This is a genomic window from Vibrio sp. CJQ_6 (assembly GCF_043106745.1).
Classification (GTDB): Bacteria; Pseudomonadota; Gammaproteobacteria; order Enterobacterales; family Vibrionaceae; genus Vibrio; species Vibrio furnissii.
The window spans coordinates 57,262-83,508 of record NZ_JBICMV010000037.1 but is presented as its reverse complement, the minus strand read 5'-3'; the positions used below and the strand labels follow the sequence as shown (position 1 = coordinate 83,508).

Sequence of the window (26,247 nt, the reverse complement as noted above, 5' to 3'; positions counted from 1 at the left end):
CTATCCTTCTGTTGGTTGGACTTATTTGAATCGCAATGGACCGCTTATTGCGGCTCATTACCCTGTTGGATACGGCGCAGAGAACGCTCACGACGAGACTCTTCCCGGGTCAGATCCAACAATGTTTCTTCGATATAAGCTAAGTGTGAATGAGACATCTCGCGCGCCTTTTCAGGCTGACCAGATACGATCGCATCCACGATATTAGCTCGGTGCTTACTTACTTTCTCCACCGCTTCGGGGCGGCGGCGTAATAATTTAAAATTCTGCAGAATATTTTGCTCAAGCAGGGGAGCAAGACTTCGAACGATGTGGAGCAGAACCACGTTATGAGCAGCTTCCGTAATAGCAATCAGAAACTCCATGACGGTTGCGGATTCTTTTTCGACGTCCTTCGCATCCTGAAGCTCACCAATTCGCGCCACGCAGGCTTGAATACGGGCAAAATCTTCTTCGGTACCACGCAGTGCTGCAAAATACGCCGAAATTCCTTCCAACGCATGACGCGCTTCAAGGAGATCCAACTGGGTTTCCGAGTGGCTAGACAATAAATTTAGCAGAGGATCGGAGAAACTCTTCCACATGTGCTCGCTTACGAAAGTGCCACCGCCCTGACGACGGGTCAGCAGACGTTTGGCTTCGAGGCGTTGAATGGCTTCACGGACTGATGGACGGGATACATCGAACTGTTTGGCCAGCTCTCGCTCCGGTGGCAGTTGATGCCCAGGGGCTAATGTTCCTTCCACAATCAACCGTTCTAACTCCTGTTCGATCACATCGGAGAGTTTCGGCTGACGAATCCTTTGATAAGCCATAATTTATTGTTCTTCTCTTTATATTCTTGCAGGCAATTGGTAATACCAATTTCAAGTTGGTGCAGAAATTAACATAATTAAAACGCCAATGTCCAGTCAAAAATTGACCCACATCATAGAACCGGCCTAATGAAAACACTTTACTAACAATAGCGCACTAAAACGGCAATAAGATTGGTCAGACCAATTACAAAAAACATACAGACGAGAAATTAACGGACGATGAAAAATATTCATAGTGTCGATGTTGTGGGCAAAATTTAGAAGCCAATCACAAAAATAGGACAAAAAAAGAGCACCTGACAAGTCGGTGCTCTGAGATAGGATTATTTAACTAAAACGTACAAGTGAATTACAGATTGATAACCTCATTCACTTATCGTGCTTCGAGATGATCGACCATCAACTGCAAGGATTGGTTGCCGCGAAACTCGTTGATATCGAGTTTGTAAGCGAGGCGGACGGTTTTCACTGAAGCATCAGGCCAGCGACGCAAATCCACGTTAAACGCGATACCGTCGATCATGATGTTGGTCGGGTGACCTTTATGCAGCGGCTCCAACATCAACTTGAGATGCTTCTCCCCCACCAGCTTTTGATGCAGGACTTTAAACTCACCATCAAACACCGGCTCTGGAAACGCTTGCCCCCACGGGCCGCCTGCGCGCAGCATTTCAGCCACGTGCATCGAAAACTCTTCCGGCGCCAATTCGCCATCAGTCAGAATCACGCCTTTGAGCAGCGCGTCATCGAGATCCTGACGCACCACCTCGTCAAACAGGCGGCTAAAACGCTCAAAATTGTGCTCTTCAATCGTTAATCCCGCCGCCATGGCGTGGCCACCAAACTTCAGAATGATGCCCGGATTCTGTGTGTCGATTTTGTCGAGCGCGTCTCGCATGTGCAGGCCCGGAATGGAGCGACAAGAGCCTTTAATCAAGCCGTCACCGCCATCGGCAAACGCAATCACCGGACGATGAAACTGCTCTTTGATACGCGAGGCCAAAATGCCAATCACGCCCTGATGCCAATCGCGTTGGAACATCACCAAGCCATGTGGCAACTCGGTGTCTTTGCCAAATTGCAGCCGTTCACAAAACGCCATCGCTTCTTGTTTCATGCCCTCTTCAATCTCTTTGCGCGTCTGATTGAGGCCATCCAGTTCACTGGCCATGCGCCGCGCCGCGTGAATGTTGTTGCTCAGCAGCAACTCCACCCCAAAGGACATGTCATCGAGACGCCCTGCGGCGTTAATCCGCGGCCCCAATGCAAACCCGAAATCCGACGCCACCAGTTTACGCGCATCGCGCTTAGCCACTTCAATCAGCGCTTGAATCCCCGGACGCGCTTTCCCGGCACGAATGCGCTGTAAGCCTTGGTGCACCAAAATGCGGTTATTTTCATCCAGCGGCACCACGTCAGCGACCGTCCCTAACGCCACCAAATCAATCAGTTCCATCAGTTTAGGTTCGGCCATGCCTTGCTCAGCAAACCAGCCGCAACGACGCATGTAAACGCACAGCGCCATCATCAGGTAAAACGCCACCCCCACGCCAGCCAGCGCTTTGGAAGGAAACGCGCATTGCTGCAAGTTGGGGTTGACCATTGCGTCCGCTTCCGGCAGCTCAGCGCCCGGTAAGTGGTGGTCGGTCACCAACACGCTCAATCCGTGTTGTTTGGCAAACCGCACGCCTTCAATCGAGGACACGCCGTTATCAACGGTCATGATCATCTCGGCGTTCATCGCCAGCGCTTGTTCTACCACTTCGGGGCTCAGGCCATAACCGTCTTCAAAACGGTTGGGCACCAGATAATCCACGTTGTGGCTGCCCAGCATGCGCAGCGCCAGCACCGACAAGGCGGAACTGGTGGCACCATCGGCGTCAAAGTCGCCAACAACGATGATGCGCTTCTGCTGCTTGATGGCCTCAAACAGCAGTTCAACAGCGGCATCGATGCCATGCAATTGCTGATAGGAGTGCAGCGCCTTGGCCGCTTTTTCCAGTTGTTCGACGCTGCTCACCCCACGGTTGAGGTAGATGCGTCTTAACAATGGAGGAATGGTGTCTGGGAGTTGAGCCAGATCTAGCTCCGGTCGTCGTTGAATTTCAATCATCTGTTCTCAGGCCTGAGGCGTGCTCAGGCCCGTATCCTTTCTGCTTTGATTACATGTTTTGTAGGCGTTGCAACAGTTGTGGTGCTGGCAAGTAACCACCGACCATTTCGCCGTTCGGCAGGAAGATCGCCGGAGTACCGCTGATGCCCAGCTCACGCCCCAATTGGTAATGCTGTGCGATGGTTTGTTTGCACTGCGCCAAATCCCCTTGGGTTTCCAACGTTTGACGGTTCATTTTGGCGTTGTGGATGGCCGCTTTCGGATCATCAGCGCACCAGATGGCAGCCATCTGTTCAGCGACTTGGCCAGTCGGCCCTTGGCGTGGGTACGCCAGATAACGCACGGTAATACCCGCATCGTTGTACTCTTTCAACTGGCTGTGCAGGCGCACGCAGTAGCCACAAGTAATATCGGTAAACACGGTGACAATGTATTTTTCATTCGCCGCTTTGTATTCGATCATACTGTCTTGGAACTGCGCGATTTTCTTGGCATTGATCGGCGCTTGGCGCTTGGCCAAAACGTCGGTGTAGCCGCCATTGGCATCCATTTCGTACAGTGTGCCAGCAATGAAGTGCTTGCCATCGGGTGACGCAAACAACACGCCACCGGCCGTTTGCACTTCCACCAAGCCGTCAATCGCCGACGGCACCACATCCATCACATCCAACCCCAGCTTGGCAAATCGTTGCTGAAATACGCTTTTGTCGAGCTGCACTTGGGCAGCGGTTTTCTCGGCAGACACCGTCTCTGCGTTACACGCCACCGCAACGAACGGCAGCAGCAGAAGTGATAATCGGCGTAAAATCTTCATAAAAAAGTCCTTTCCATCAAGCCCTTGGGTGGTGCTCGCTGTGTAGTTGTTTCAATCTCTCAGTCGCGACATGAGTATAAATTTGCGTTGTCGATAAGTCACTATGACCGAGCAGCATTTGTACCACGCGTAAATCCGCGCCGTAGTTTAACAGGTGGGTGGCAAACGCGTGGCGTAAAACGTGCGGCGATAGTTTGTCGACATCAATGCCGGCAATCACCGCGTAATGTTTGATGCGATGCCAAAATGTTTGGCGCGTCATTTGTTGCGCTCGCTTGCTTGGAAACACCACATCCGATGTTTGCTCACCTAACAGGTGAGACCGACCTTGCGCCAGAAAAGTTTCAATCCACTCAATGGCATTCTCGCCCATCGGCACCAAGCGTTCTTTGCCACCTTTACCAATCACGCGTACCACGCCTTGACGTAGGCTGATGTTTTCCATCGTCAGCGACACCAATTCGGTCACACGCAGGCCCGTGGCATACAACAGCTCTAGCATTGCTTTGTCTCGCAGCTCAATCGGGTCGTCCGGATTGGGGGCACTGAGCAGCGCATCCACTTGGGCTTCGCTGAGATCTTTGGGCAAGCGCTTCGGTAATTTGGGGCTAATCAATAAGGCACTCGGATCGTCGGCACGCATTTTCTCGCGGTGCAGGTACTGAAACAGGCGGCGAATCGCCGACAACATGCGCGCGCGCGAGGTCTGTTTGTAATCCTGATCCACCAGCCAAGTTTGATATTCTTGCAGGCCTGACAGGCTGATGAAATCCAATCGGTAGTTGTGGCGCTGCATCCAATCTAGCAGCTTCATCAGATCATTGCGGTACGACATCAGGGTGTTTTCCGATAACCCTCGTTCCATCCACATCGCATCAAGAAACTGTTCCACCAGCCCTTGATCAGGAGAAAAATGCTCTGACACCTGTACTTCTCATCTCTTTGTCGTTCGTGATTCCCTAAGCTTAATACCATAAAAGTATTCTGACAGCAGGATATTCACTGCACTCCGGGTTATTTTATGGTTAGAATTCACCATTCCAGATAAAAAACGAACATGAAACTATGAAGATCGGTCTTTTTTACGGCTCAACAACCTGTTACACCGAAATGGCAGCGGAGAAAATGCGCGCCATCCTCGGTGATGATCTGCTCGACATTCACAATGTGAAAGAAACGCCGCTCAGTTTGATGAGCGACTATGATCTGTTAATACTGGGAATCTCCACATGGGATTTCGGCGAAATCCAAGAAGACTGGAGCGCAATATGGGATCACATCGGTGGCGTGTCGCTAAAAGGCAAGTTCGTCGCGTTATACGGCTTAGGCGATCAAGAAGGCTATGGCGAATGGTTCCTCGATGCGATGGGGATGCTCCACGACGAGATCAAGAAGACGGGAGCGACGCTGATCGGCTACTGGCCGAACGATGATAGCTACCAGTTTGAAGCCTCAAAAGCGCTCACCGCAGAGGGCACCCAGTTCGTTGGCCTCGCACTGGATGAAGATTCGCAATACGAACTCAGTGATGAACGCATCGCCACCTGGATTGAACAGGTGCTGGTCGAGTACCACGACGCGCTCTAAAATGTCATCGTGACTGACCCATCAAGCGCGATGGATCATCCAGCGTGATGGGTCAGAAGCGCGCGATATTTTCGCCAGTCAAACACCAGCCCCGGGTCGGTTTTCCGCATCGGGGCAATGTATTGATGCCCGGTAATGCGTGGCAAGGTGATTGCCGGATAGCGCGTCATCAGCGCATCACTGAGTGTGGCTAAGGCGTGATATTGCGCTTCGGTATAGGCGACAAAATCGGTTCCTTCCAACTCAATGCCAATCGAATAGTCGTTGCAGCGCGGGCGCCCGGCAAATGATGATTGCCCAGCATGCCAAGCGCGGGCTGAAAATGGCACGAACTGCACCACTTCCCCATCTCGGCGAATCAGACAATGCGCCGACACGCCCATGGTGTGAATCACGCGAAAAAACGGATGCTGATTCGGATCAAGCTGGCCGGTAAAAAACTGCTCGATGTACGGCCCACCAAACTGCCCCGGCGGCAAACTGATGTTGTGCACCACCAGCAACGAAATATCTTGCGCGTCCGTGCGTTGGTCGTAAAACGGCGAAGGCACGCGGCGGGCAGCCTGATACCAGCCCTGATTGTCGATCATAAACACGCTCCATTGACTTGCGGTGAAACCACCTCGGGAATGGAGCGATTTTAACGTTCTGACCACGAAATGCGAGATCAAGAGCTGAATTTAACGCCCACTCCGCGTATCATTCCTCTCCTTGGTTCAATTTACTATTAACGATTTGCGATGAAAGAGTCCCACAACAGTCAAGAACGCCTCGAATACCTCAAGCAACAACTGCCACTGGAAATCACCCGCTCGGTCACCGACACGCTGAAAGAAGATTTAGGCGGCACGCTCGATCCCGCAGCCGACATCACCGCAAGTCTGATCCCCGCCGATGTGCAGGGCAACGCAACCATCATCACCCGCGAACATGGCGTGTTCTGCGGCCAAGCGTGGGCAGATGAAGTGTTCAAGCAACTCGGTGGCGAAGTAACCATTGAGTGGTTGGTCAAAGACGGTGATCCCGTGGTGCCCAACCAAACGCTGTGTACGCTGAGCGGTCCGGCGCGCATTCTGCTGACCGGCGAGCGCAACGCAATGAACTTTATTCAAACCTTGTCCGGTTGCGCCACCACCACCGCGACATATGTCAAAGCACTGGAAGGGACAGGATGTCGCCTGCTCGACACGCGCAAAACCATTCCAGGCCTGCGCAGCGCGCTGAAATACGCCGTGGCCTGTGGCGGCGGTTTTAACCACCGTATTGGTGTGTTTGACGCGTACTTAATTAAAGAAAACCACATCATCGCTTGTGGTGGCATAACACAAGCGATCAGCACCGCGAAGAAACTCAACCCGGGCAAACCCGTGGAAGTCGAAACTGAGAACCTCGATGAGCTGCGTCTGGCGATTGAAGCTGGCGCTGACATCATCATGCTCGACAACTTTACGCTGGAGATGATGCGTGACGCAGTGGCGATCAACGCTGGTCGCGCGGCACTGGAAAACTCCGGCAACGTCACGATGGAAACGCTGCGTGAATACGCCGAAACGGGCGTTGATTACATCTCGGTGGGCGCACTAACCAAACATGTACGCGCCATGGACTTGTCGATGCGCTTCAAATAAAAATCGAATTTTCAAATAGTTAAAAGGAGGCTTTGCCTCCTTTTTTTTTGTCCACCAACCCTCAAATCGCGGCCATGCTTTTAACTGAGGCTTTTAACTGAGTCGAAAGAATTTGCCCAATTCATGCAACCCGAACAATAAAAATCCCGAATGACTCGCGCCCTCTGATTCCAACAATGTTCCTTAAATCAGCAACTTCTTATGCTCTTGCCCATCGTCACAAACACACGCATAACGGAGAGTTTCATGAACGCGAATCAACGCAAAAAGCAACAAGGATTTACCCTGATCGAACTGATGATCGTGGTTGCCATCATCGGCGTCCTGTCGGCCATTGCCGTCCCCGCCTATAAAAATTATGTCACCAAGAGCGAGATTGCTTCTGGTTTTGCCACGATCAAATCAACCATCACACCAGCAGAATTAATTGTCCAATCAGAAGGCACATTGAAAGCTGTCAGTGGAGCAACGATCTTAGATGCAATAGGCATTACATCAGGTGCAAATCCTATTGGCGAATTGACGGCTGTAGAAGGAAACACCACGCATAAAGGTCAGATGGCGTTTGAATTTAAAAACGGAGGAGCAGCACCAGCGACGTTCACTTATACACGTGAAGATAATGGTTGGAAATGTGCGTTCGATCCTAAAACAACTGGCTTAGCGACTACCGATGCCCCTAAAGGCTGTCAATAATTCCCAATGCTGACCAACCTTATCGCCATTCTGCGTCAGGCTGAGTTGATCAGCCCAACGCAGGAACAGGCCGTGATCGATCATATTCACGCTTCCGGTGCCACGGTGCCGGAGGCGTTGATCGATTTGGCGATATTTCATCATCACGATTTAACCGAGCAACTGAGTCAGATCTTTGGTCTACCCGAAACCGATCTCACTCGGTTTGATTACGCGCCATTATGCCAGCAATTGGGACTTCGAGAACTCATCACCCGCTATCAAGCCCTGCCGCTGCACAGCAATGGTCAAATCCTGACGTTGGCGGTTGCTGACCCAACTCACCTGCAAGTCGAAGACGAGTTTCGCTTTGCCACCGGATTACAGGTGGAACTGGTGCTCGCCGATCATAAAGCGCTGCACGCCACCATTCGCCGCTTGTATGGGCGCAGCCTCGCGACGCCGGGGACGCAAGGCAAAGAGATCAGTCAGGATGAATTGGCGGATCTGGTACAGATCTCTGACGACGAAAAAACCACCATTGAAGATCTCAGCCAAGATGATTCACCGGTCAGTCGTTTTATCAACCAGATCCTACTCGATGCCGTGCGCAAAGGTGCATCCGACATTCACTTTGAGCCGTATGAGTCCCACTACCGTATTCGTCTGCGCTGTGACGGCATTCTGGTCGAAACCCAACAACCTGCCAGTCACCTCAGCCGACGCTTGGCAGCCCGAATCAAAATTTTGTCGAAACTGGATATTGCCGAGCGCCGCCTCCCGCAAGATGGACGCATCAAACTGCGCTTGGATGCCGACACCGCGATTGATATGCGTGTATCGACCTTGCCAACATTGTGGGGTGAAAAGATTGTTCTGCGCCTACTCGACAGCAGCGCGGCCAACCTCAACATCGACAAACTTGGCTACAACGAACAGCAGAAACAGCTCTACCTCGCGGCCCTCACCAAACCGCAAGGCATGATCTTAATGACCGGCCCAACCGGCAGCGGCAAAACCGTGTCGCTCTACACTGGATTACGCATTCTCAATACCGAACAAGTGAACATCTCCACCGCCGAAGATCCGGTGGAAATCAACCTGCCCGGTATCAATCAGGTGCAAGTTCAACCCAAAATCGGCTTTGGCTTTGCACAAGCGCTGCGCTCGTTTCTACGCCAAGATCCCGATGTGGTGATGGTGGGCGAAATTCGCGATCTAGAAACCGCAGAAATCGCCATTAAAGCCGCGCAAACCGGGCACTTGGTGCTCTCAACCTTGCACACCAACTCGGCCGCGGAAACCGTGATTCGTTTAGCCAACATGGGCATTGAACCCTTTAACCTTGCCTCATCATTGAGCCTGATCATTGCGCAGCGGCTGGCCCGCCGTCTGTGCCCGCATTGCAAGGTCGCCATCATGCCCCCAGCGGCGCTGCAGCAGCAATTTGGCTTGCTCGCCGAAGATGCCGTGTACGAAGCACATCCATCGGGTTGCACAGAATGCACCAATGGGTATAGCGGCCGCGTGGGCATTTATGAAGTGATGGCGTTTCATCCCGCCTTGGCGGACGCGGTGATGCAGCGCGCCAGCATTCATCAAATCGAAAACATTGCCCAACAGCACGGCATGCAACCCTTGCTGCAATCTGGGATTGAAAAACTGCGCGCGGGCATCACCAGTTTTAGTGAATTACAGCGAGTGCTCTACTTTTAGTGACCCGATTGTTAAGTCACTGAGTTGTTTAGTCACCGAATTGTTCCCTTGCCACTTCAAGTTGAATGAGCCACGACCATGAAACCAAATAAAGCTGCCGAATTGAAAAACTTCCGCTGGAAAGGCATCAACAGCTCCGGGCGAAAAGTTGCCGGACACACCTTGGCCATCAGTGAAATCGAGGTGCGCGATAAGCTCAAAGAGCAGCACATTCAGGTGAAGAAGATCAAAAAAGGCAGCATTTCACTGCTGACTCGCCTCACCCACCGCGTCAAGACTCGCGACATCACCCTGCTCACACGCCAGCTTTCCACCATGCTGACTACAGGCGTGCCCATCGTTCAAGCGTTGAAACTGGTTGGCGACAATCACCGCAAAGCAGAAATGAAATCGATTCTGGCCCAAGTCACCAAAGGGGTAGAAGCAGGCACCCCGATGTCTAAAGCGATGCGCACTGCCAGCCCACATTTTGATGCGCTATACGTTGACCTTATTGCCACCGGCGAGCAATCCGGGAATTTGGCCGAAGTGTTTGAGCGCCTTGCTACCTATCGAGAAAAAAGCGAACAACTGCGCGCCAAAGTGATCAAGGCGCTGATCTATCCGGCGATGGTGATGTTGGTCGCGTTGGGTGTCTCTTATCTGATGCTGACCATGGTCATCCCCGAGTTTGAAAGCATGTTCAAAGGCTTTGGCGCAGAGCTCCCTTGGTTTACACAGCAAATTCTTAAACTCTCTCACGGCGTGCAAGCCTATAGCCTATGGGGCGTACTGGCGACCAGCGCTGGCCTATTGGCGCTCAAAACCGCGCGCAACAAATCATTGGTCTTTCGATTGAAAACCAGCCGCCTTGGCTTGCGATTTCCTGTTGTCGGCGCGGTATTAACCAAGGCTGCCATTGCCAAATTCAGCCGCACATTGGCCACCAGTTTTAGCGCCGGTATACCGATTCTGGCCAGTTTAAAAACCACCGCCAAAACCGCCGGCAACGTCCATTTTGAAACCGCGATTCAGGAGGTGCATCGCCATACCGCGGCAGGCATGCCGATGTACATCGCCATGCGCAATACCGACGCATTTCCGGAGATGGTGCTGCAAATGGTGATGATTGGTGAAGAGTCGGGTAAGCTTGACGACATGCTGAACAAAGTCGCGACCATTTATGAGTTTGAAGTCGACAATACCGTGGACAATCTGGGGAAAATTCTCGAGCCGCTGATCATCGTCTTTCTGGGAGTGGTCGTTGGCGGGCTGGTGGTTGCGATGTACCTCCCCATCTTTAACTTAATGAGTGTATTGGGTTAGTATGGACACCTCTGATTGACGCACTAAGGCAACGCGCCGCGAGCATATTGCATGGACATTTTTACTTTCTATCCCTGGCTGTTTCCCACGCTGGCCACCTTGCTGGGTCTGATCATCGGCAGTTTTCTCAATGTGGTGATCTATCGCTTGCCGAAAATCATGGAGCGCGAGTGGCGTCAAGACTGTGCCGAGTCCTTTCCGGAATACCATATTGAACCACCCCAAGGTGTGTTAACGCTCAGCACGCCCCGTTCCACCTGCCCACATTGCGATACACCGATTCGTATCATCGACAATATTCCGGTGCTGAGCTGGCTGCTACTGCGCGGCAAGTGCTCGCAGTGCCACGCACCCATTAGCGCTCGCTACCCACTGATTGAATCGTTCACGGCGTTATGCAGCTTGGCGATTGCTTTGCAGTTTGGTTTTAGCTGGTTTGCGGTGGCTTTGCTGTTTTTCAGTTATGTGCTGATTGCGGCAACCTTCATCGACTTCGACACCATGCTGCTGCCTGACCAACTGACGCTGCCGTTGATGTGGGGCGGTATCGCACTGGCGCTAGCGGGCATCAGCCCAATCACGTTGCACGATGCCGTGATCGGTGCGATGGCGGGGTATCTGGCGCTGTGGTCCGTCTACTGGCTGTTTAAACTGCTCACCGGCAAGGAAGGCATGGGCTATGGCGACTTTAAGTTGTTGGCCGCGCTGGGCGCTTGGCTCGGATGGCAGCAGCTGCCGATCATCATTTTGATGTCTTCGGTGGTCGGCCTCGTGTTTGGTCTGATTCAACTGCGCCTGCAAAAACGCGGCATAGATAAAGCCTTCCCGTTTGGCCCTTATCTGGCGATTGCGGGCTGGCTGTCAGCGCTATACGGTCAGGCGATCGTTGGTTGGTATTTTCATTCCGTATTAGGATTTTGACGATGGCACTCATCATTGGTTTAACCGGCGGTATCGCCAGCGGAAAGACCACCGTGGCAAATCTGTTCCATCAGCATTTCGCCATCGATATTGTCGATGCCGATGTGGTGGCCCGCGAAGTGGTCGCGCAAGGGACACCGGGACTGCATGCCATCACCGCGCATTTTGGTGATGCCATCCTCCTCGCCGATGGCACTCTGAATCGCACCGCCCTGCGCGAGCGTATTTTTGCCGATAACGATGAGAAAAACTGGCTCAATCATTTGTTGCATCCATTGATTCGCGAAAAAATGACACAGGATTTACGACAAGTCCGCTCTCCTTATGCGTTACTAGTGGTTCCATTGCTCGTGGAGAACCAACTGCAGTCTATGGCAGACCGCATTTTGGTGGTCGATGTCGATGAAGCAACCCAGATCGCGCGCACCATGTCGCGCGATCATGTGTCCGAGCAGCAGGTGAAGGCGATTCTGTCTTCGCAAGCGAGCCGTGAACAACGTTTAGCCATCGCCGACGATGTGATTAAAAATAACGCAGAAAACCAGAAACTTTTGCCTCAAATCACAGAATTGCACCAAAAGTATCTAGCCATAAGCCGTACAAATCTGTGAGAATAAGTCCCAAATAACCCAAGGCTAGTTTGATGACCACACATAAGTTTGAACATCCGCTCAACGAAAAAACGCGTATTTACCTTCGTGTCGAAGCGCTGCTCAATCAGATGGAGCAAGCGTCGCAGTTTAGCGACGAAATTCAGCATCAGCTATTCTTCCGCTCACTGTTCGATCTGCTAGAAATTTTTGAGCAGATCCAACTCAAAAGTGAACTGGCTAAAGACATCGAAAAGCAGCGCCTGGCTTATCGCAACTGGCTGAACGTGGAAGGCGTTGACCAAGCGATGCTGCTCGGCTTGTTGCGCGAAATCGACGACGTCCACCGCCACCTCATGGGCGGCGAGCGCTTCGGCCAATCCCTCAAAGAAGACCGTTTTCTCAGTGCCATTCGCCAGCGCTTTAATCTGCCGGGTGGGTCATGTTGCTTTGACCTTCCGGCGCTGCATTATTGGCTGCACTTAGCCTTAGCGCAAAAAACTCGCGATGCTCATCAATGGATGCAAACCCTGCAACCGCTCGCTGATGCCCTGAAGTTATGGCTCAAGCTGACACGGGAAACCGGCAACTTCCGTGCCCGTGAAGCGAAGTCTGGGTTCTACCAAAGCGATGCGGAAGAAGCCAACATTCTGCGCCTGTCGATTCCGTTAGATTACGGTGTGTACCCGATGATTTCTGGACACAAAAATCGATTTGCCATCAAGTTCATCGATTTCAGCTCTGGCCAAGCCAGCACGCAAGACATTGCTTTCGATCTTGCCGTGTGCAGCTAACGTCGCCATACTTCAGTTCATTCACGGCGAGCCATTCTCGACGTACAGGATAAAACCATGTCAAAAAAAATTACGGTGGTGAAATGCCCCACATGCGGCCAAGGTGTTGAATGGGGTGAACAAAGCCCTCATCGTCCGTTTTGCAGTAAAAAATGTCAGATGATTGATTTCGGTGAATGGGCCGATGAAGAGAAATCGATTCCCGGCGCGCCGGACATGTCCGACAGCGACGGTTGGTCGGAAGACAACTACTAACCCGCATCGCTTGCTACGCCCAAGCTAAGTGACACAAATAAGCGACACAAAAAAGCCCCGCAGTGCGGGGCTTTTGCTTCGTTCAGTTCGCGTTATTCTTCTTCCGAACTCACTTGACCATCCACGTCCAGATCAATCCGAGTCACACGTTGCAAGCCACGAGGTAGCAAGCCCCCACGACGGCCACGCTCACCACGGTAATTGTCCAGATCGGCCGGTTTGAGCCCCAGCTTGCGTTTACCCGCATACAGCGTGATGGTGACGCCTTTCGGCAGCGCCATCAGATGCGACACCACTTCTTCACGGGCTTTGGCTTTCGCTGCCGGAATGTTGATGATCTTGTTGCCTTTCCCTTTGCCCAATTGTGGCAGATCTTTGATCGGGAACAGCAGCATACGGCCTTGGTTAGTGATAGCTAAGATCTCATCACTTTCCAGATCGTTCACCGCTTGAGGTGCCATGATCTCTGCATTTTCAGGCAAGTTCACCAGCGCTTTCCCGCTGCGGTTTTTCGACAACAAGTCGGTGCCTTTACACACGAAACCGTAACCAGCATCCGAGCCCACCAGCCACAGTTGATCTTCTTCGCCCATCACCACCTGACGAATTGACGTGCCTTCAGCCACGTTGAGACGCCCCGTGATCGGCTCACCCTGACCGCGTGCAGACGGCAGTGTGTGTGATTCGAGTGAGTAACTGCGTCCATCACTGCCTAGGAAGACCGCTTGTTGGTTACTCTTACCACACGCGTGCGCTAAGTAGTTGTCGCCGGCTTTGTAGTTCAAGCCTTCACAATCGACTTCATGACCTTTCGCGTGACGAATCCAACCTTTTTCCGACAGAACGACGGTGATCGCTTCACTTGGCATCAAATCGCGCTCTGTCAGCGCCTTGGCTTCTTCACGTTCTACCAACGGTGAACGGCGATCGTCACCGTATTTTTCCGCGTCAGCTTTCAGTTCTTTTTTCAGCAACGTATTCAGACGACGCTCAGAGCCCAGCAACTCTTCCAGTTTCTTGCGCTCTTTTTCCAGCTCGTCTTGCTCGCCGCGGATCTTCATCTCTTCCAATTTGGCCAAGTGACGCAGTTTGGTATCCAGAATCGCGTCCGCTTGAATATCGCTGATGCCAAAACGGGCCATCAGCACCGCTTTTGGATCGTCTTCTGTGCGAATGATTTCAATCACTTCATCGATATTGAGGTACGCAATCAGCAAACCTTCCAAGATGTGCAGGCGCGCCAGCACTTTATCCAGACGGTATTGCAAACGAGAGCGCACGGTCTCACGACGGAACTGAATCCATTCACTCAAAATGCTGACCAGACCTTTCACCTGCGGGCGATTGTCGAGGCCAATCATGTTGAGGTTCACACGGTAGCTGCGTTCCAAATCAGTCGAGGCAAACAAGTGATTCATCAGCAGATCGCAATCGACACGGTTTGAGCGCGGCACAATCACGATGCGAGTCGGGTTTTCATGATCCGATTCGTCGCGCAAATCTTCCACCATCGGCAGTTTCTTCGCACGCATCTGGTTGGCAATCTGCTCCAGCAGTTTAGCGCCAGACACCTGATGCGGCAGCGCGGTGATCACCACGTCGGCGCCTTCTTTGTGCCACACCGCGCGCATTTTCACGCTGCCGCGGCCGGTACGATACACTTTTTCCAGCTCAACCTGCGGCGAAATAATCTCCGCTTCGGTTGGGTAATCCGGGCCTTTCACGTATTGCATCAGATCCGACAGCCCAGCTTGCGGGTTGTCGATCAAATGAATGGTCGCATCCGCGACTTCACGCACGTTGTGCGGTGGAATGTCGGTCGCCATGCCCACGGCAATACCAGTCACGCCATTGAGCAGAATGTGCGGCAGGCGCGCTGGCAGCATCTTCGGCTCTTTCATCGTGCCGTCGAAGTTCGGTTGCCAATCAACGGTGCCTTGACCCAATTCGCTCAGCAGTACTTCAGCAAACTTCGACAGTTTCGCTTCGGTATAACGCATCGCCGCGAATGATTTCGGATCATCCGGCGCCCCCCAGTTCCCCTGACCGTCCACCAATGGGTAACGGTAAGAGAATGGCTGCGCCATCAGTACCATCGCTTCATAACACGCCGAGTCGCCGTGCGGGTGGTATTTACCCAGCACGTCACCGACGGTACGCGCCGATTTTTTGTATTTGGCTGAGGCAGAAAGCCCCAACTCAGACATTGCATAAATGATACGTCGTTGTACCGGTTTCAAGCCGTCGCCAATGTATGGCAACGCCCGGTCCATGATGACGTACATGGAATAATTCAGATAAGCGTCTTCAGTAAACTTGCGCAGCGGCAGCTGTTCAACGCCATCGTAGGTGATTTCAGTCGACATTCGTTACACCTCAGCCAGATCGCCATTGCTTTGCAGCCAGTTGCGGCGGTCATCCGCACGCTTTTTACCCAGCAGCATATCCATCATCTCTTCGGTCGCTTTCGCGTCATCAATGGTCAATTGAACCAAACGACGCGTATTCGGATCCATGGTGGTTTCGCGCAGCTGGATCGGGTTCATTTCACCCAGACCTTTGAATCGCTGTACGTTCACTTTGGCTTTCTTCTTCGCTAAACGTTCGAGAATGGCGTCTTTTTCATTATCATCCAGTGCGTAAAACACTTCTTTACCGCAGTCGATACGATACAGTGGCGGCATCGCCACGTAGATGTGCCCTTCGCGTACCAACGCCGAGAAGTGGCGCGTAAACAGCGCACACAACAAGGTCGCAATGTGCAACCCATCGGAGTCCGCATCGGCGAGGATACACACTTTGCCGTAGCGCAGTGTTTCGAGGTTGTCGCTGTCTGGGTCAATCCCCAGCGCGACTGAAATGTCGTGCACTTCTTGCGAGCCGAGCACTTGATCGCCCGAAACTTCCCACGTGTTCAGAATCTTACCACGCAGCGGCATGATGGCTTGGAACTCACGATCGCGCGCCTGTTTGGCACTACCACCCGCCGAGTCACCTTCCACCAAAAACAGTTCGGTGCGGCTGAGATCTTGTTGCGAACAGTCGGTCAATTTACCTGGCAGCGCGGGGCCAGAGGCCACTTTCTTACGCACGACTTTCTTCGCCGCACGCATGCGACGGTGTGCATTCGCGATACACACTTCCGCCAGTTGCTCAGCCAGTTGCGGTTTTTCGTTCAACCACAAGCTGAAGGCATCTTTGACCACACCAGACACAAATGCAGCGGTTTGACGTGACGAGAGACGCTCTTTGGTTTGGCCCGCAAACTGCGGATCCTGCATTTTCACCGACAGCACGTAAGCACAGCGGTCAAACACATCTTCACCGGTCAGCTTCACGCCCCGTGGCAGCAGATTGCGGAATTCACAAAACTCACGCATCGCATCCAACAGACCCTGACGCAAACCGTTCACGTGCGTACCGCCTTGTGCGGTCGGGATCAAGTTGACGTAACTTTCAGTGATCATCTCACCGCCTTCCGGCAGCCAAATCACCGCCCACGTTGCCGCTTCGGTTTCTGCAGAAAATTCACCAGTGAACGGCTCTTCCGGCAACAAGGTGTAGCCTTTGACGCCTTCGGCCAGATAGTCTTTCAAGCCATCTTCGTAGAACCAACGGTATTCGTTGTTGTTCACTTTGTCAGAGAAAGTAATTTCCAAGCCCGGACACAACACGGCTTTCGCACGCAGGTTGTTGATCAGACGGGTCACGGAAAAATTCGGGGAATCAAAATACTTGGTCTCTGGCCAGAAGTGGACACTGGTGCCGCGGTTGCGACGGCCACAGGTGCCGGTCACGGTAAGATCAGACACTTTGTCGCCATGTTCAAAGGCGATGTCATATACCTGGCCATCTCGACGCACTGTAACTTCGACGCGCTTGGAGAGCGCGTTCACGACTGAGATCCCTACCCCGTGCAAACCACCGGAGAACTGGTAGTTCTTGTTGGAGAACTTACCGCCCGCGTGCAGTTTGCATAAGATCAGTTCGACCCCGGAGACTTTCTCTTCCGGGTGAATGTCTACAGGCATACCACGACCGTCATCAATCACTTCCAGTGATTGATCGGCATGTAGGATCACTTGAACCTTAGTGGCGTATCCGGCCAGCGCTTCATCGACACTGTTGTCGATGACTTCCTGCCCAAGGTGGTTAGGGCGCGTGGTATCCGTATACATCCCAGGTCTGCGACGTACTGGTTCCAAACCATTGAGTACTTCAATGGCCCCAGCATTATATTGTTCAGTCATAATACGGAATGCTTTTATCGATAAATGATTCGTAACTTTACGACTCGTTTATGAACGCTTTATTTTTGATGAATTAGCAGGCGCTTTGCCGCTTTTTCCGGCGCCATAAACGAGGAAAGTCCAAGAGAAACATAGTCTGGAAGAGGCTCGCTGATGTCAAGCGACATCAGTAAGTAACGAGCAAAATTATGACTCTTCCCTCAATGAAAAGGTCAGAGATTTAAGAAATGAATGATTTGGGCCGGATACCGTTCAAAATCGACAAAACTGTGATCGCCGCCCTCTTCAATCGTTTGACGGGCGTGACGATACTTGTCCACCGCTTGGCGATAATCTAGCACTTCGTCGCCGGTTTGTTGCAGCAACCAGAAGTCTTGTGGTGCACGCAACGTCGGGGTATCCAACGCTTTTAATTCATCAATATGCTCAGCCGCCAGAACATAACGTTCCTGCGTGTAAGGGTTTTGTTGTTCACCCAAAAAATTGGCTAATAATTCGTACGGTTTCACGGCCGGATTCACCAGCACGGCACGAAACCCAAATTGGTGATTGAGCCACGTCGACAAATACCCACCGAGCGAGCTGCCAACCAAGCCAATCTGATAATCATCTTTGTACTGGTTCACCACATCGACCAGATATGCCGCGGCTTGTTTCGGAAACGAAGGCAACTTGGGCACCACGACCTTGATATCCGGGCGGTTCGCCGCGCAGTACTGCTGCATCACTTGCGCTTTGTGCGACAGAGGTGAACTGTTGAAACCGTGAATGTAGAGCAGTAGCGATGGGAGATTCGACATATTAATATCCGCTGGAGGTGAAATCGGGTTGAAACTGACCTTTGGCTAAGCGTTTGACCTGTGTGGTCACTCGGCCATCGGCATGCAACGCTAACTCACGCCAACCGGGCGAACATTTGTCGAGCGCAAAGTCATCCGAATTAGGTTTGAATTGCACGCAGGTGGAAGGCGTCGCCATGACGCGCACACCGTGATGCATGCGATCCATATCCTGATGCACGTGCCCACACAATACCGCTTTGACGTTCTGATGGCGTTCAACGATGGCCCAGAATGCCTCGCTGTCTTTGAGCGTGTGTTGGTCAAGCCAAGCACTACCCACCAGCAACGGATGATGATGCAACAACACCAAAGTATAACGCGTCGGATGTGCCGACAATTGCGCTTCCAGCAGGGCCAATTGCTGATCGCTCAATCGGCCGTGGGGAACGCCCACGACTTGCGAATCCAGCAAAATCATTTGCCAATGATCGCCCAACAGGACGTGGTCAGGCGCATGAATCTGCTCAGACGGCAGCACACTGCCCATGTTGGGTTTGTAATCGTGGTTACCGGGCAACCAGAAACATGTTTTCTCTAACGGTTGAATGCCTTGGGCAAAACGGTGATAGGACTCCGCCGTGTGATCCTGCGAAATATCGCCGGTCGCCAAAATGGCATCAAATTCCAATCGTTGCGCCGAAATCGCTTCGACCACTGCGAGAAAGCTGTCTGCGGTGTTGACGCTCAGCAGGCTCCCATCATCGGGTGCGAACAGATGCGTGTCCGTGATTTGCACTAACTTGATGCTGTCGGAATTCTCTAAACTGGACGACACGTTCAAAATCTATAAACCTAATGCTATTGATTGATGTGAATGGGGGCGCGGCTAATGCCTCTTTTCAGGCAAAATGTCAGCCAGTCTCCCAGAAAACGATTGATTTGTGCCTTCTCGTCCTTTTGCACCATTTTCTCATTCGGGTAATCGTAACGTGCCAATACCCGGTTAAGCTGATCAGTGGTCAGTACTTCTGCAACACGCGCATCGTGATATAGCCTGACAGACATGGTTGGTAATGGAAATATCGAAATATCATCACTTTGACAAATCTCCACCAAAGTTGTGTACTTTGTGACTTCCAGCACTTGTAGCTGATACGTTAAATGTGCAGCTTGATAACAACGCACGTCACCGACGCTCGGTTGCGCGGGCAACAAAGCGTTCAACTTGGCGTAGTTGGTTTCATAAGTCCGCATCAGTTCAGGTAAATCAACATGATACGTTTTTTTTAATGCTGTCATTGCTGCCATTGTGATCGTAAATTCTCGTGGTTTAGCTCCAACCATTGGAGTGCGATTATCGAGGCACCATTCTCGATTCGTCCATCTTTCACGCATTGATACGCGTCCTGCCGTGACATGACGTGAACTTGAATATCTTCCCCTTCATCGTCCAAACCATGGACACCATGAGCGAGGGAAGCATCCACTTCTCCTACGTAGACATCGAGTTTTTCAGAACATCCCCCGGAAGAAGGATAATAGGCGGTTATTTTCTCGGTTCGTTTGACCGAGATCCCAGCTTCTTCTTCCGCTTCACGGCGAACGACTTGTTCTGCCGTTTCATCGCGATCGATGATGCCGGCGACAATTTCCAGCTGCCAAGGATGTTCATGTTCTAATGCGCCCACTCGAATTTGTTCGATCATCACCACCTGATCTCGAATGGGATCATAAGGCAAGACTGCGGCGGCATGACCGCGCTCAAACATTTCTCGTTCAATTGTCTGACTCCACCCGCCTTGAAATAATCGATGCTTAAACCGATACTTCACCATTCGGAAAAATCCTTGAAACAATGTCTCGGTCGAGACAATTTCAACATCATTCGGAGTAAATGCTCCTGGCGACCGTTCAGACTGCTGCATTAGAAACCTCTCTCAGTGAATCTTATAGTTTACTCATGAATTTTTGTTACTTCCAAGGACCTTGCTCAACTTTTTATACAAAAGTTACATTTATATTTAAGTTAATATACGATTTTTATTGCACAAATGGACAGCTAAGTGTAAAAAAGTGCAAAGTTTCGAGTGAAATACCATCAATTTGAGTTACACTCTCGAAAGCGTAACTCCTTTCATATTCAGGCAGGAATAGGACTAATGAAAAAACTGCTTCCACTACTAATTAGTGCAACACTAGGCAGCCTAAGTGCTCAAGCATCTGCAGATGACCTTGCACAAATTTACGATCAAGCAAAACAAAACGATCCTCAACTGCTGAGTGCAGCGGCACAACGTGACGCAGCGTTTGAAGCGATCAACTCAAGCCGCAGCTCTCTTTTGCCACAAATCAATTTGACTGCGGGTTACAACATTAACCGTAGTGATGTTGATCTTCGCGATAGCGACAAACTGAGCGCAGGCATCAACTTCTCGCAAGAATTGTATGACCGTTCAAGCTGGGTTTCTCTGGATACGTCTGAGAAACAAGCCCGTCAAGCTGACGCCCAATACGCCGACACTCAGCAAAGTCTGATGTTGCGCGTGGCGCAAGCCTACTTTGACGTGTTGAGCGCGCAAGATAACTTGGAATTTGTTCGTGCGGAAAAAGCCGCCGTTGGCCGCCAACTCGAGCAAACCAAACAACGTTTTGAAGTGGGCTTGTCTGCCATCACTGACGTTCATGATGCACAAGCACAATACGATACCGTGCTGGCTGATGAAGTGCTGGCCGAAAACGCCCTGATCAACAGCTACGAGTCATTGCGTGAAATCACCGGTCAAGAACACACCAACCTGAGTGTGCTCGACACCAACCGTTTCTCCACCAGCCGCACCGCCGATTCCATGGAAGCGCTGATTGAGAAAGCACAAGAGAAAAACTTGTCTCTGTTGTCTGCACGCATCTCGCAAGATGTTGCGAAAGACAACATCTCGCTGGCAAGCTCGGGTCACTTACCTTCACTAACACTGGATGGTGGCTACAACTACGGTCGTGAATACAACGACAACTACAGCAGCTACAACACTTACCACGAAAATAACGACTTCAACATTGGTCTGAACCTGACCATTCCACTCTACAGCGGTGGTAATGTGTCGTCTCAAACCAAACAAGCGGAATACGCGTACGTCGCAGCCAGCCAAGATCTGGAAGCGGCATACCGCAGCGTGGTGAAAAATGTACGTGCGTACAACAACAACATCAACGCGTCGATCGGTTCAGTGCGTGCGTATGAGCAATCGGTGATTTCTGCGCAGTCTGCGTTGGATGCCACTGAAGCAGGTTTTGATGTGGGTACTCGTACCATCGTTGACGTTCTTGACGCAACGCGTACACTGTACAGCGTGAAGAAAAACCTGTCTGATGCACGTTACAACTACATCATCAGCGTGCTGCAACTGCGTCAAGCGGTGGGCACACTCAGCGAGCAAGACATCGTGGATGTCAACGCTGGCCTGAAAGCCATGAAGAAATAAAGTGCCTGTTCGTCACACACTGTGTGGCGGTCAGTTCTCGTAAAAAGGGCTCACCTCGTGAGCCCTTTTTATTGTCGATGCATCATGCAGCGCTGGGATTAACCACGGCCACCTTTGATTGCTTCGATAATTTCTGTGGTTGAGCAGCCGTCTTCAAAGTTCAGCACTTGCACCTTGCCACCCGCCGCAATCACTTCTTTGCCACCCGCAATCTCTTCCGGTTTGTAATCGCCGCCTTTCACCAGCAAATCCGGTAAAACTTCAGCGATCAAACGTTGTGGCGTATCTTCAGCAAAAGGCACCACCCAATCCACCGCGCCCAAACCGGCCAATACCGCCATGCGACGCTCCGTTGGGTTCACCGGACGACCGGGGCCTTTCAGACGCTTCACCGACTCATCCGTGTTGACTGCGACAATCAAACGATCGCCCAGCTCAGCTGCATGATTGAGGTAAGAAACATGGCCCGCATGCAGAATGTCGAAACACCCGTTGGTCATCACCACTTTCTCACCGCGTGCTTGCGCTTTTTTCACCGCTTCAATCAGTGATGCTTCATCAATCACGCCAAAATCGGTATCTTTACTGCCATGAATCGCTTCTGCCAGTTCGATGGTTGACACGGTTGAAGTCCCCAGTTTGCCGACCACGACACCCGCAGCAGCATTGGCCAAAGCGCACGCTTCATCCAACGCTTTGCCCGCTGAAACCGATGCGGCCAGTACCGAGATCACGGTATCGCCTGCGCCGGTCACGTCGTACACTTCTTTGGCTTGTGTCGGCAGATGGAACGGATCCATGCCACGACGCAGCAAGGTCATGCCGTTTTCGCTGCGAGTCACCAACAGGGCTTCCAGATCAAACTGTTCGATCAGCGCCTCGCCTTTGGCCACCAACTCTTCATTGGTCTTCACTTTGCCCACGACCTGTTCAAATTCAGACATGTTTGGCGTCAGTAAGGTCGCACCGCGGTAGCGTTCAAAATCGGCACCTTTCGGGTCGATAAACACCGGTACACCCGCCGCACGCGCGGTTTGAATGAACTGTTGCACGTGTTCCAACGCGCCTTTGGCGTAATCGGACAGAATCACCGCTTTCACCTGTGGCAACGCCTGTGCCATGCGTGACAGAATGAGTTGTGGATCGGTGTTTTCAAATTTGTCTTCAAAATCGAGACGAATCAGTTGCTGGCCACGGCTTAAGACGCGCAGCTTCGTGATGGTTGGGTAATCAGGCAGTGCGACAAAATCACACGTCACGTTTAACGACGTGAGCTTGTCTGACAAAACCTGAGCCGGTTCATCCATCCCAGTTAAACCAATGATATGCGCCTGACCGCCGAGAGAGGCAATGTTCATCGCAACGTTCGCTGCACCGCCCGGACGCTCTTCGTTCTGCTCTACTTTTACCACAGGCACCGGAGCTTCTGGCGAGATGCGACCCGTTGGTCCATACCAATAACGGTCAAGCATCACATCGCCAATAATCAAAACCCCAGCATTGCTGTAGTCAGGTAGGATTGGTTTCATTATGGATCTCCAATATTTATGACTGGGCGGAGTGTATCACAGCCCTTTTTGTGGCTAAAGCATCAGCCCAACCACTGTTGCCAAACGCGTTTCACCTGCTCACGCTCCGTCACGAATTTCGTCTCACTGACGTCCGCGTCCTGATTGAGTAGGTTGCGGTGATGGATCTGGTTTCGCATGCTGGTGTAAGCATTCGTCAGCGCCATCGCCTGTTCTTCTTCCATGACACCTTGCGTGAGCAATGATTCAAAAATTCTCACGTTATCTGACCAACGCGTCAGCTTAGGTTTGTCATGACTGTAGCGTAGCACCAGGTACTGCGCCAAAAATTCAATGTCGGTAATGCCGCCCACATCTTGCTTGAGCATGAAGCGGCCAGCTTTTTTGCCCCCGAGGTGTTCGCGCATTTTCTGACGCATCTCGACCACCTCTTTCTTGAGCTGGTCCTCATCACGCGGCAACGACAAAATGGCGTGACGCGTGGCAAGAAACGCCTGTTGTAGCGGTTCATCGCCGTAAATGACGCGCGCCCGCACCAGCGCTTGATGTTCCCAAGTCCACGCATCTTCACGTTGATACGCTTCAAACGCATCAATCGGGCTGACCAATAGACCGGACGCGCCAGACGGACGTAAGCGAGTGTCCACGTCATACAAAATGCCAGACGCGGTGCGAGTGGAGAAAATATGGATCACGCGCTGCGCCAAGCGCAAGTAAAACTGACGACCGTCGATCTCTTTCACGCCATCGGTATTGGCATCGACCGGGCAGTCGTGAATAAACACGATGTCGAGATCCGAGTTATAGCCCAGTTCCCAACCGCCCACTTTGCCATAGCCGACCACCGCAAAGCCTTTCCCAGCGCGGTCGTGAAGGTGGGTGGGTTCACCGTATTTGGCACTGACTTGCAGCCACGCCTGATGGATCACCGCTTCCACAATCGCTTCAGCGAGATAAGTTAAGTGATCGCTCACTTTCATTACCGGAAGTACGCCCGCAATGTCGGCGGCAGCAATTTTCAAAATACAAATCTGTTTGAACTGACGCAGCCCTTCCATCTGCTGTTCCATGTCATCTTCCGGAATACGGGCCAGAAAATCACGCAGCTCAGTTTTGTACCCATCCAACGCAATTGGATTGTACAGATGATGTGGGTCGATCAGCTCATCAAGCAAAATCGGGTAGCGCGCCAGTTGCTCAGAAATCATCGGGCTGGCAGTACACAAACGTACCAGTTGCGTCAGCGCCGCAGGATGTTCGTCCAGCAGTTCCAAGTACGTGGTGCGTGTGGCAATGCTGTGCAGCAGCGATAACACGCGCGACAGACCAAATTCGGCATCCGGATGGGCAAAGATGGCTTGATACACTTTGGGCATCAGACGATTGAGCACGTCTCGCCCTCGCGGGCCAATGGTGCGCTTGGCCAAATCCTCTTTAAACTGAATGACAGTGGTCGCCATCGCCTCGCTTTGCGCACGTGACAAATCATGTTCAATCACGTGTTCAATCACGTCGCGCTTGTGCGCCATGTCCCACAGCTCATGAAAGTGCGCCGCAATCGCATCGTCTTCCTCATCCCCTTCATCGCCGATGAGATTGGCAAACACCGCATGAACGCGTCCCATGTGTGCCTGCACATCATCCAACAGCGCCTGCCAAGAGGCAAAATTCATCGCCACCGCCAAACGCAGTTGATCGTCCGCTTTGTCAGGTAACGTCTGGGTTTGCTTATCAGCCAAGGCTTGCAGCAGGTTTTCCAATCGGCGCAGGAAGCGATAGGCCTCGGTGAGCGCCGCAACTTCTTGCTCTGTGAGCAGAGCCAGCTCGCCAATCGCCTGCAGCGTTTCCAAGAGACCACGCTGACGCAGCGCAGGCTCACGGCCGCCCCGAATCAACTGGAACACTTGCGCGATAAATTCAATTTCACGAATGCCACCGGCGCCGAGCTTGATGTTGTTACTCAAGCCGCGGCGACGCACTTCGCTGCTGATCATCGATTTCATGCGGCGCAATGATTGAATCGCACTAAAGTCGATGTAACGGCGAAACACAAACGGACGCAGCATCTGGCGCAGCTCTTGATACTGCGAGTACATTTCCCGCCCCATCACGCGCCCTTTGATCATCGCGTAACGTTCCCAGTCGCGCCCTTGTTCTTGATAGTAATCCTCCAGCGCCGCATAGCTCATCACCAATGGTCCACTTTCGCCAAACGGACGCAAACGCATGTCGACGCGATAGCAGAAGCCATCAAAGGTGTGTTGATCCAACATCTTGATGATGCGCTGGCCCAAACGGGTAAAGAATTGCGCGTTGGCGATGGAGCGGCGTGTACCCTGCGTTTCGCCATTTTCGGGATAGGTGAAGATCAGGTCGATATCGGAAGAGAAGTTCAGTTCCCCGCCACCGAGCTTGCCCATCCCAATGATCAGCATGGGTTGTGCTTGCCCTTCGGCATTGCACGGCGTGCCCCACTCTTGGCAACAGATGTGATACTGCCATTGATAGGTTTCAAAAATCAGCGCTTCCGCCAGTTGCGACAGGTGCTCGAGGCTCTCATCCAAAGTCCAGCTGGCGAGAAAATCACGCCACGCGATGCACACCATTTCGCGGTTGCGAAACTGACGCAACACGCGCTGGCCTTGCGTTTCATCCTGGCACTCGCTGAGGAGGACATTGAGATGTTGACGATAATGCTCACTGCGCTGCGTGCTCGCCAGCATCGCCGGTAGTTCACGACACAACCCTGCGTCACGCTGCAAGACGTCGCTGACAAATTGGCTAAAGCCGAGCACGGTTTTGAGTTGCTGTTGATAGTCGCTGTCCCAGTCGGCAATCACCGGCTGTTGCTCAAGAAGCAGTTGATATTGATGGTCGGCATGAGCCTCAAGTTTTGGCGGCAATGACATGATGCATCCTTGTCTCTACGAATAGTGTAGTTATAACAGACTTGAACCAATAAAAAACGCCCACAAATCAATTGTGGGCGTT

The 26,247-nt window shown here is 52.0% G+C and carries 23 protein-coding genes; 10 read left to right on the top strand and 13 right to left on the bottom strand.

Translation table 11 applies throughout. From position 1 onward, the window contains the following. Nucleotides 1-44 precede the first annotated feature (44 nt). The 4 genes from pdhR to xerD all read right to left on the bottom strand — a co-directional run bounded on the left by pdhR (nt 45) and on the right by xerD (nt 4,670). Entirely contained in the window at nt 45-815 is a 771-nt protein-coding gene (pdhR, locus tag ACF8PK_RS22060) for a pyruvate dehydrogenase complex transcriptional repressor PdhR (RefSeq protein WP_004729068.1), read from the bottom strand. A 376-nt stretch (nt 816-1,191) separates the two neighbouring features. Next, a complete protein-coding gene (recJ, locus tag ACF8PK_RS22055) occupies nt 1,192-2,931 on the bottom strand; it encodes a single-stranded-DNA-specific exonuclease RecJ (protein ID WP_392443586.1) in 1,740 nt (579 codons plus the stop codon). Nucleotides 2,932-2,980: 49 nt separating this feature from the next. Next, nucleotides 2,981-3,745, bottom strand: coding sequence for a bifunctional protein-disulfide isomerase/oxidoreductase DsbC (dsbC, locus tag ACF8PK_RS22050; protein WP_055466521.1), 765 nt, complete (start codon nt 3,743-3,745; stop codon nt 2,981-2,983). A 16-nt stretch (nt 3,746-3,761) separates the two neighbouring features. Continuing rightward, nucleotides 3,762-4,670, bottom strand: coding sequence for a site-specific tyrosine recombinase XerD (gene xerD / locus ACF8PK_RS22045; RefSeq protein ID WP_004729073.1), 909 nt, complete (start codon nt 4,668-4,670; stop codon nt 3,762-3,764). 140 nt (nt 4,671-4,810) lie between these two features. Between xerD and fldB the strand changes: the two genes are divergently transcribed. Further along, nucleotides 4,811-5,332, top strand: a complete 522-nt coding sequence (gene fldB, locus ACF8PK_RS22040; protein ID WP_004729075.1) for a flavodoxin FldB — start codon at nt 4,811-4,813, stop codon at nt 5,330-5,332. Between the two features lie 35 nt (nt 5,333-5,367). Here the strand turns inward: fldB and ampD are convergent, their stop codons facing one another. Further along, on the bottom strand, nt 5,368-5,922 hold the full coding sequence (ampD, locus tag ACF8PK_RS22035; RefSeq protein ID WP_004729077.1) for a 1,6-anhydro-N-acetylmuramyl-L-alanine amidase AmpD: 555 nt from the start codon (nt 5,920-5,922) through the stop codon (nt 5,368-5,370). Between the two features lie 150 nt (nt 5,923-6,072). Between ampD and nadC the strand changes: the two genes are divergently transcribed. The 8 genes from nadC (at nt 6,073) to yacG (ending at nt 13,216) form a co-directional block, all read left to right on the top strand. Then, entirely contained in the window at nt 6,073-6,960 is an 888-nt protein-coding gene (gene nadC / locus ACF8PK_RS22030) for a carboxylating nicotinate-nucleotide diphosphorylase (RefSeq protein WP_154180385.1), read from the top strand. 246 nt (nt 6,961-7,206) lie between these two features. Next, nucleotides 7,207-7,656, top strand: coding sequence for a prepilin-type N-terminal cleavage/methylation domain-containing protein (locus ACF8PK_RS22025; RefSeq protein ID WP_055466517.1), 450 nt, complete (start codon nt 7,207-7,209; stop codon nt 7,654-7,656). A 6-nt stretch (nt 7,657-7,662) separates the two neighbouring features. Beyond that, nucleotides 7,663-9,351, top strand: a complete 1,689-nt coding sequence (pilB, locus tag ACF8PK_RS22020) for a type IV-A pilus assembly ATPase PilB (RefSeq protein WP_392443581.1) — start codon at nt 7,663-7,665, stop codon at nt 9,349-9,351. A 78-nt stretch (nt 9,352-9,429) separates the two neighbouring features. After that, nucleotides 9,430-10,656, top strand: a complete 1,227-nt coding sequence (locus tag ACF8PK_RS22015) for a type II secretion system F family protein (protein WP_392443580.1) — start codon at nt 9,430-9,432, stop codon at nt 10,654-10,656. 51 nt (nt 10,657-10,707) lie between these two features. Further along, a complete protein-coding gene (locus tag ACF8PK_RS22010) occupies nt 10,708-11,577 on the top strand; it encodes an A24 family peptidase (RefSeq protein ID WP_004729087.1) in 870 nt (289 codons plus the stop codon). A 2-nt stretch (nt 11,578-11,579) separates the two neighbouring features. Then, nucleotides 11,580-12,188: a dephospho-CoA kinase gene (gene coaE / locus ACF8PK_RS22005; RefSeq protein ID WP_014204457.1), complete on the top strand. Its 609-nt coding sequence runs from the start codon at nt 11,580-11,582 to the stop codon at nt 12,186-12,188. Nucleotides 12,189-12,220: 32 nt separating this feature from the next. Then, nucleotides 12,221-12,961, top strand: coding sequence for a cell division protein ZapD (gene zapD, locus ACF8PK_RS22000; RefSeq protein WP_004729090.1), 741 nt, complete (start codon nt 12,221-12,223; stop codon nt 12,959-12,961). 57 nt (nt 12,962-13,018) lie between these two features. Then, nucleotides 13,019-13,216 carry a DNA gyrase inhibitor YacG gene (yacG, locus tag ACF8PK_RS21995; protein WP_004729092.1) on the top strand — a complete coding sequence of 66 codons (198 nt, stop codon included), beginning with the start codon at nt 13,019-13,021 and terminating at the stop codon, nt 13,214-13,216. A gap of 92 nt (nt 13,217-13,308) precedes the next feature. Here yacG and parC read toward each other — a convergent pair whose 3' ends face one another. The 6 genes from parC to nudF all read right to left on the bottom strand — a co-directional run bounded on the left by parC (nt 13,309) and on the right by nudF (nt 20,173). Then, nucleotides 13,309-15,582, bottom strand: coding sequence for a DNA topoisomerase IV subunit A (gene parC / locus ACF8PK_RS21990; protein WP_004729093.1), 2,274 nt, complete (start codon nt 15,580-15,582; stop codon nt 13,309-13,311). A 3-nt stretch (nt 15,583-15,585) separates the two neighbouring features. Next, nucleotides 15,586-17,466 carry a DNA topoisomerase IV subunit B gene (parE, locus tag ACF8PK_RS21985; protein WP_014204455.1) on the bottom strand — a complete coding sequence of 627 codons (1,881 nt, stop codon included), beginning with the start codon at nt 17,464-17,466 and terminating at the stop codon, nt 15,586-15,588. 212 nt (nt 17,467-17,678) lie between these two features. Continuing rightward, nucleotides 17,679-18,266 carry an esterase YqiA gene (gene yqiA / locus ACF8PK_RS21980; RefSeq protein ID WP_004729098.1) on the bottom strand — a complete coding sequence of 196 codons (588 nt, stop codon included), beginning with the start codon at nt 18,264-18,266 and terminating at the stop codon, nt 17,679-17,681. Nucleotide 18,267: 1 nt separating this feature from the next. Continuing rightward, nucleotides 18,268-19,089: a 3',5'-cyclic-AMP phosphodiesterase gene (gene cpdA, locus ACF8PK_RS21975; RefSeq protein ID WP_014204453.1), complete on the bottom strand. Its 822-nt coding sequence runs from the start codon at nt 19,087-19,089 to the stop codon at nt 18,268-18,270. Between the two features lie 17 nt (nt 19,090-19,106). Next, complete coding sequence (locus tag ACF8PK_RS21970; RefSeq protein ID WP_038152693.1) at nt 19,107-19,556, bottom strand: DUF1249 family protein; 450 nt, start codon at nt 19,554-19,556, stop codon at nt 19,107-19,109. Continuing rightward, nucleotides 19,544-20,173, bottom strand: a complete 630-nt coding sequence (gene nudF / locus ACF8PK_RS21965; RefSeq protein WP_038152695.1) for an ADP-ribose diphosphatase — start codon at nt 20,171-20,173, stop codon at nt 19,544-19,546. The genes ACF8PK_RS21970 and nudF overlap by 13 nt, the downstream gene beginning before the upstream one ends. A gap of 234 nt (nt 20,174-20,407) precedes the next feature. Here nudF and tolC point away from each other — a divergent pair, with 234 nt between their 5' ends. Further along, the gene (gene tolC / locus ACF8PK_RS21960) at nt 20,408-21,727 is read left to right on the top strand and encodes an outer membrane channel protein TolC (RefSeq protein ID WP_055466512.1); all 1,320 of its coding nucleotides are present in this window, start codon (nt 20,408-20,410) and stop codon (nt 21,725-21,727) included. 98 nt (nt 21,728-21,825) lie between these two features. Here the strand turns inward: tolC and hldE are convergent, their stop codons facing one another. Beyond that, nucleotides 21,826-23,256 carry a bifunctional D-glycero-beta-D-manno-heptose-7-phosphate kinase/D-glycero-beta-D-manno-heptose 1-phosphate adenylyltransferase HldE gene (hldE, locus tag ACF8PK_RS21955; RefSeq protein ID WP_004729107.1) on the bottom strand — a complete coding sequence of 477 codons (1,431 nt, stop codon included), beginning with the start codon at nt 23,254-23,256 and terminating at the stop codon, nt 21,826-21,828. Nucleotides 23,257-23,318: 62 nt separating this feature from the next. Further along, a complete protein-coding gene (gene glnE / locus ACF8PK_RS21950; protein ID WP_158140190.1) occupies nt 23,319-26,165 on the bottom strand; it encodes a bifunctional [glutamate--ammonia ligase]-adenylyl-L-tyrosine phosphorylase/[glutamate--ammonia-ligase] adenylyltransferase in 2,847 nt (948 codons plus the stop codon). Nucleotides 26,166-26,247: the final 82 nt, after the last annotated feature.

Bases quoted from the DNA above. Each gene is read 5' to 3' on its own strand.
- pdhR (WP_004729068.1), bottom strand. From the start codon at position 815: ATGGCTTATCAAAGGATTCGTCAGCCGAAACTCTCCGATGTGATCGAA.
- recJ (WP_392443586.1), bottom strand. From the start codon at position 2,931: ATGATTGAAATTCAACGACGACCGGAGCTAGATCTGGCTCAACTCCCA.
- dsbC (WP_055466521.1), bottom strand. From the start codon at position 3,745: ATGAAGATTTTACGCCGATTATCACTTCTGCTGCTGCCGTTCGTTGCG.
- fldB (WP_004729075.1), top strand. From the start codon at position 4,811: ATGAAGATCGGTCTTTTTTACGGCTCAACAACCTGTTACACCGAAATG.
- ampD (WP_004729077.1), bottom strand. From the start codon at position 5,922: ATGATCGACAATCAGGGCTGGTATCAGGCTGCCCGCCGCGTGCCTTCG.
- nadC (WP_154180385.1), top strand. From the start codon at position 6,073: ATGAAAGAGTCCCACAACAGTCAAGAACGCCTCGAATACCTCAAGCAA.
- ACF8PK_RS22025 (WP_055466517.1), top strand. From the start codon at position 7,207: ATGAACGCGAATCAACGCAAAAAGCAACAAGGATTTACCCTGATCGAA.
- pilB (WP_392443581.1), top strand. From the start codon at position 7,663: ATGCTGACCAACCTTATCGCCATTCTGCGTCAGGCTGAGTTGATCAGC.
- ACF8PK_RS22015 (WP_392443580.1), top strand. From the start codon at position 9,430: ATGAAACCAAATAAAGCTGCCGAATTGAAAAACTTCCGCTGGAAAGGC.
- ACF8PK_RS22010 (WP_004729087.1), top strand. From the start codon at position 10,708: ATGGACATTTTTACTTTCTATCCCTGGCTGTTTCCCACGCTGGCCACC.
- coaE (WP_014204457.1), top strand. From the start codon at position 11,580: ATGGCACTCATCATTGGTTTAACCGGCGGTATCGCCAGCGGAAAGACC.
- zapD (WP_004729090.1), top strand. From the start codon at position 12,221: ATGACCACACATAAGTTTGAACATCCGCTCAACGAAAAAACGCGTATT.
- yacG (WP_004729092.1), top strand. From the start codon at position 13,019: ATGTCAAAAAAAATTACGGTGGTGAAATGCCCCACATGCGGCCAAGGT.
- parC (WP_004729093.1), bottom strand. From the start codon at position 15,582: ATGTCGACTGAAATCACCTACGATGGCGTTGAACAGCTGCCGCTGCGC.
- parE (WP_014204455.1), bottom strand. From the start codon at position 17,466: ATGACTGAACAATATAATGCTGGGGCCATTGAAGTACTCAATGGTTTG.
- yqiA (WP_004729098.1), bottom strand. From the start codon at position 18,266: ATGTCGAATCTCCCATCGCTACTGCTCTACATTCACGGTTTCAACAGT.
- ACF8PK_RS21970 (WP_038152693.1), bottom strand. From the start codon at position 19,556: ATGGCAGCAATGACAGCATTAAAAAAAACGTATCATGTTGATTTACCT.
- nudF (WP_038152695.1), bottom strand. From the start codon at position 20,173: ATGCAGCAGTCTGAACGGTCGCCAGGAGCATTTACTCCGAATGATGTT.
- tolC (WP_055466512.1), top strand. From the start codon at position 20,408: ATGAAAAAACTGCTTCCACTACTAATTAGTGCAACACTAGGCAGCCTA.
- hldE (WP_004729107.1), bottom strand. From the start codon at position 23,256: ATGAAACCAATCCTACCTGACTACAGCAATGCTGGGGTTTTGATTATT.
- glnE (WP_158140190.1), bottom strand. From the start codon at position 26,165: ATGTCATTGCCGCCAAAACTTGAGGCTCATGCCGACCATCAATATCAA.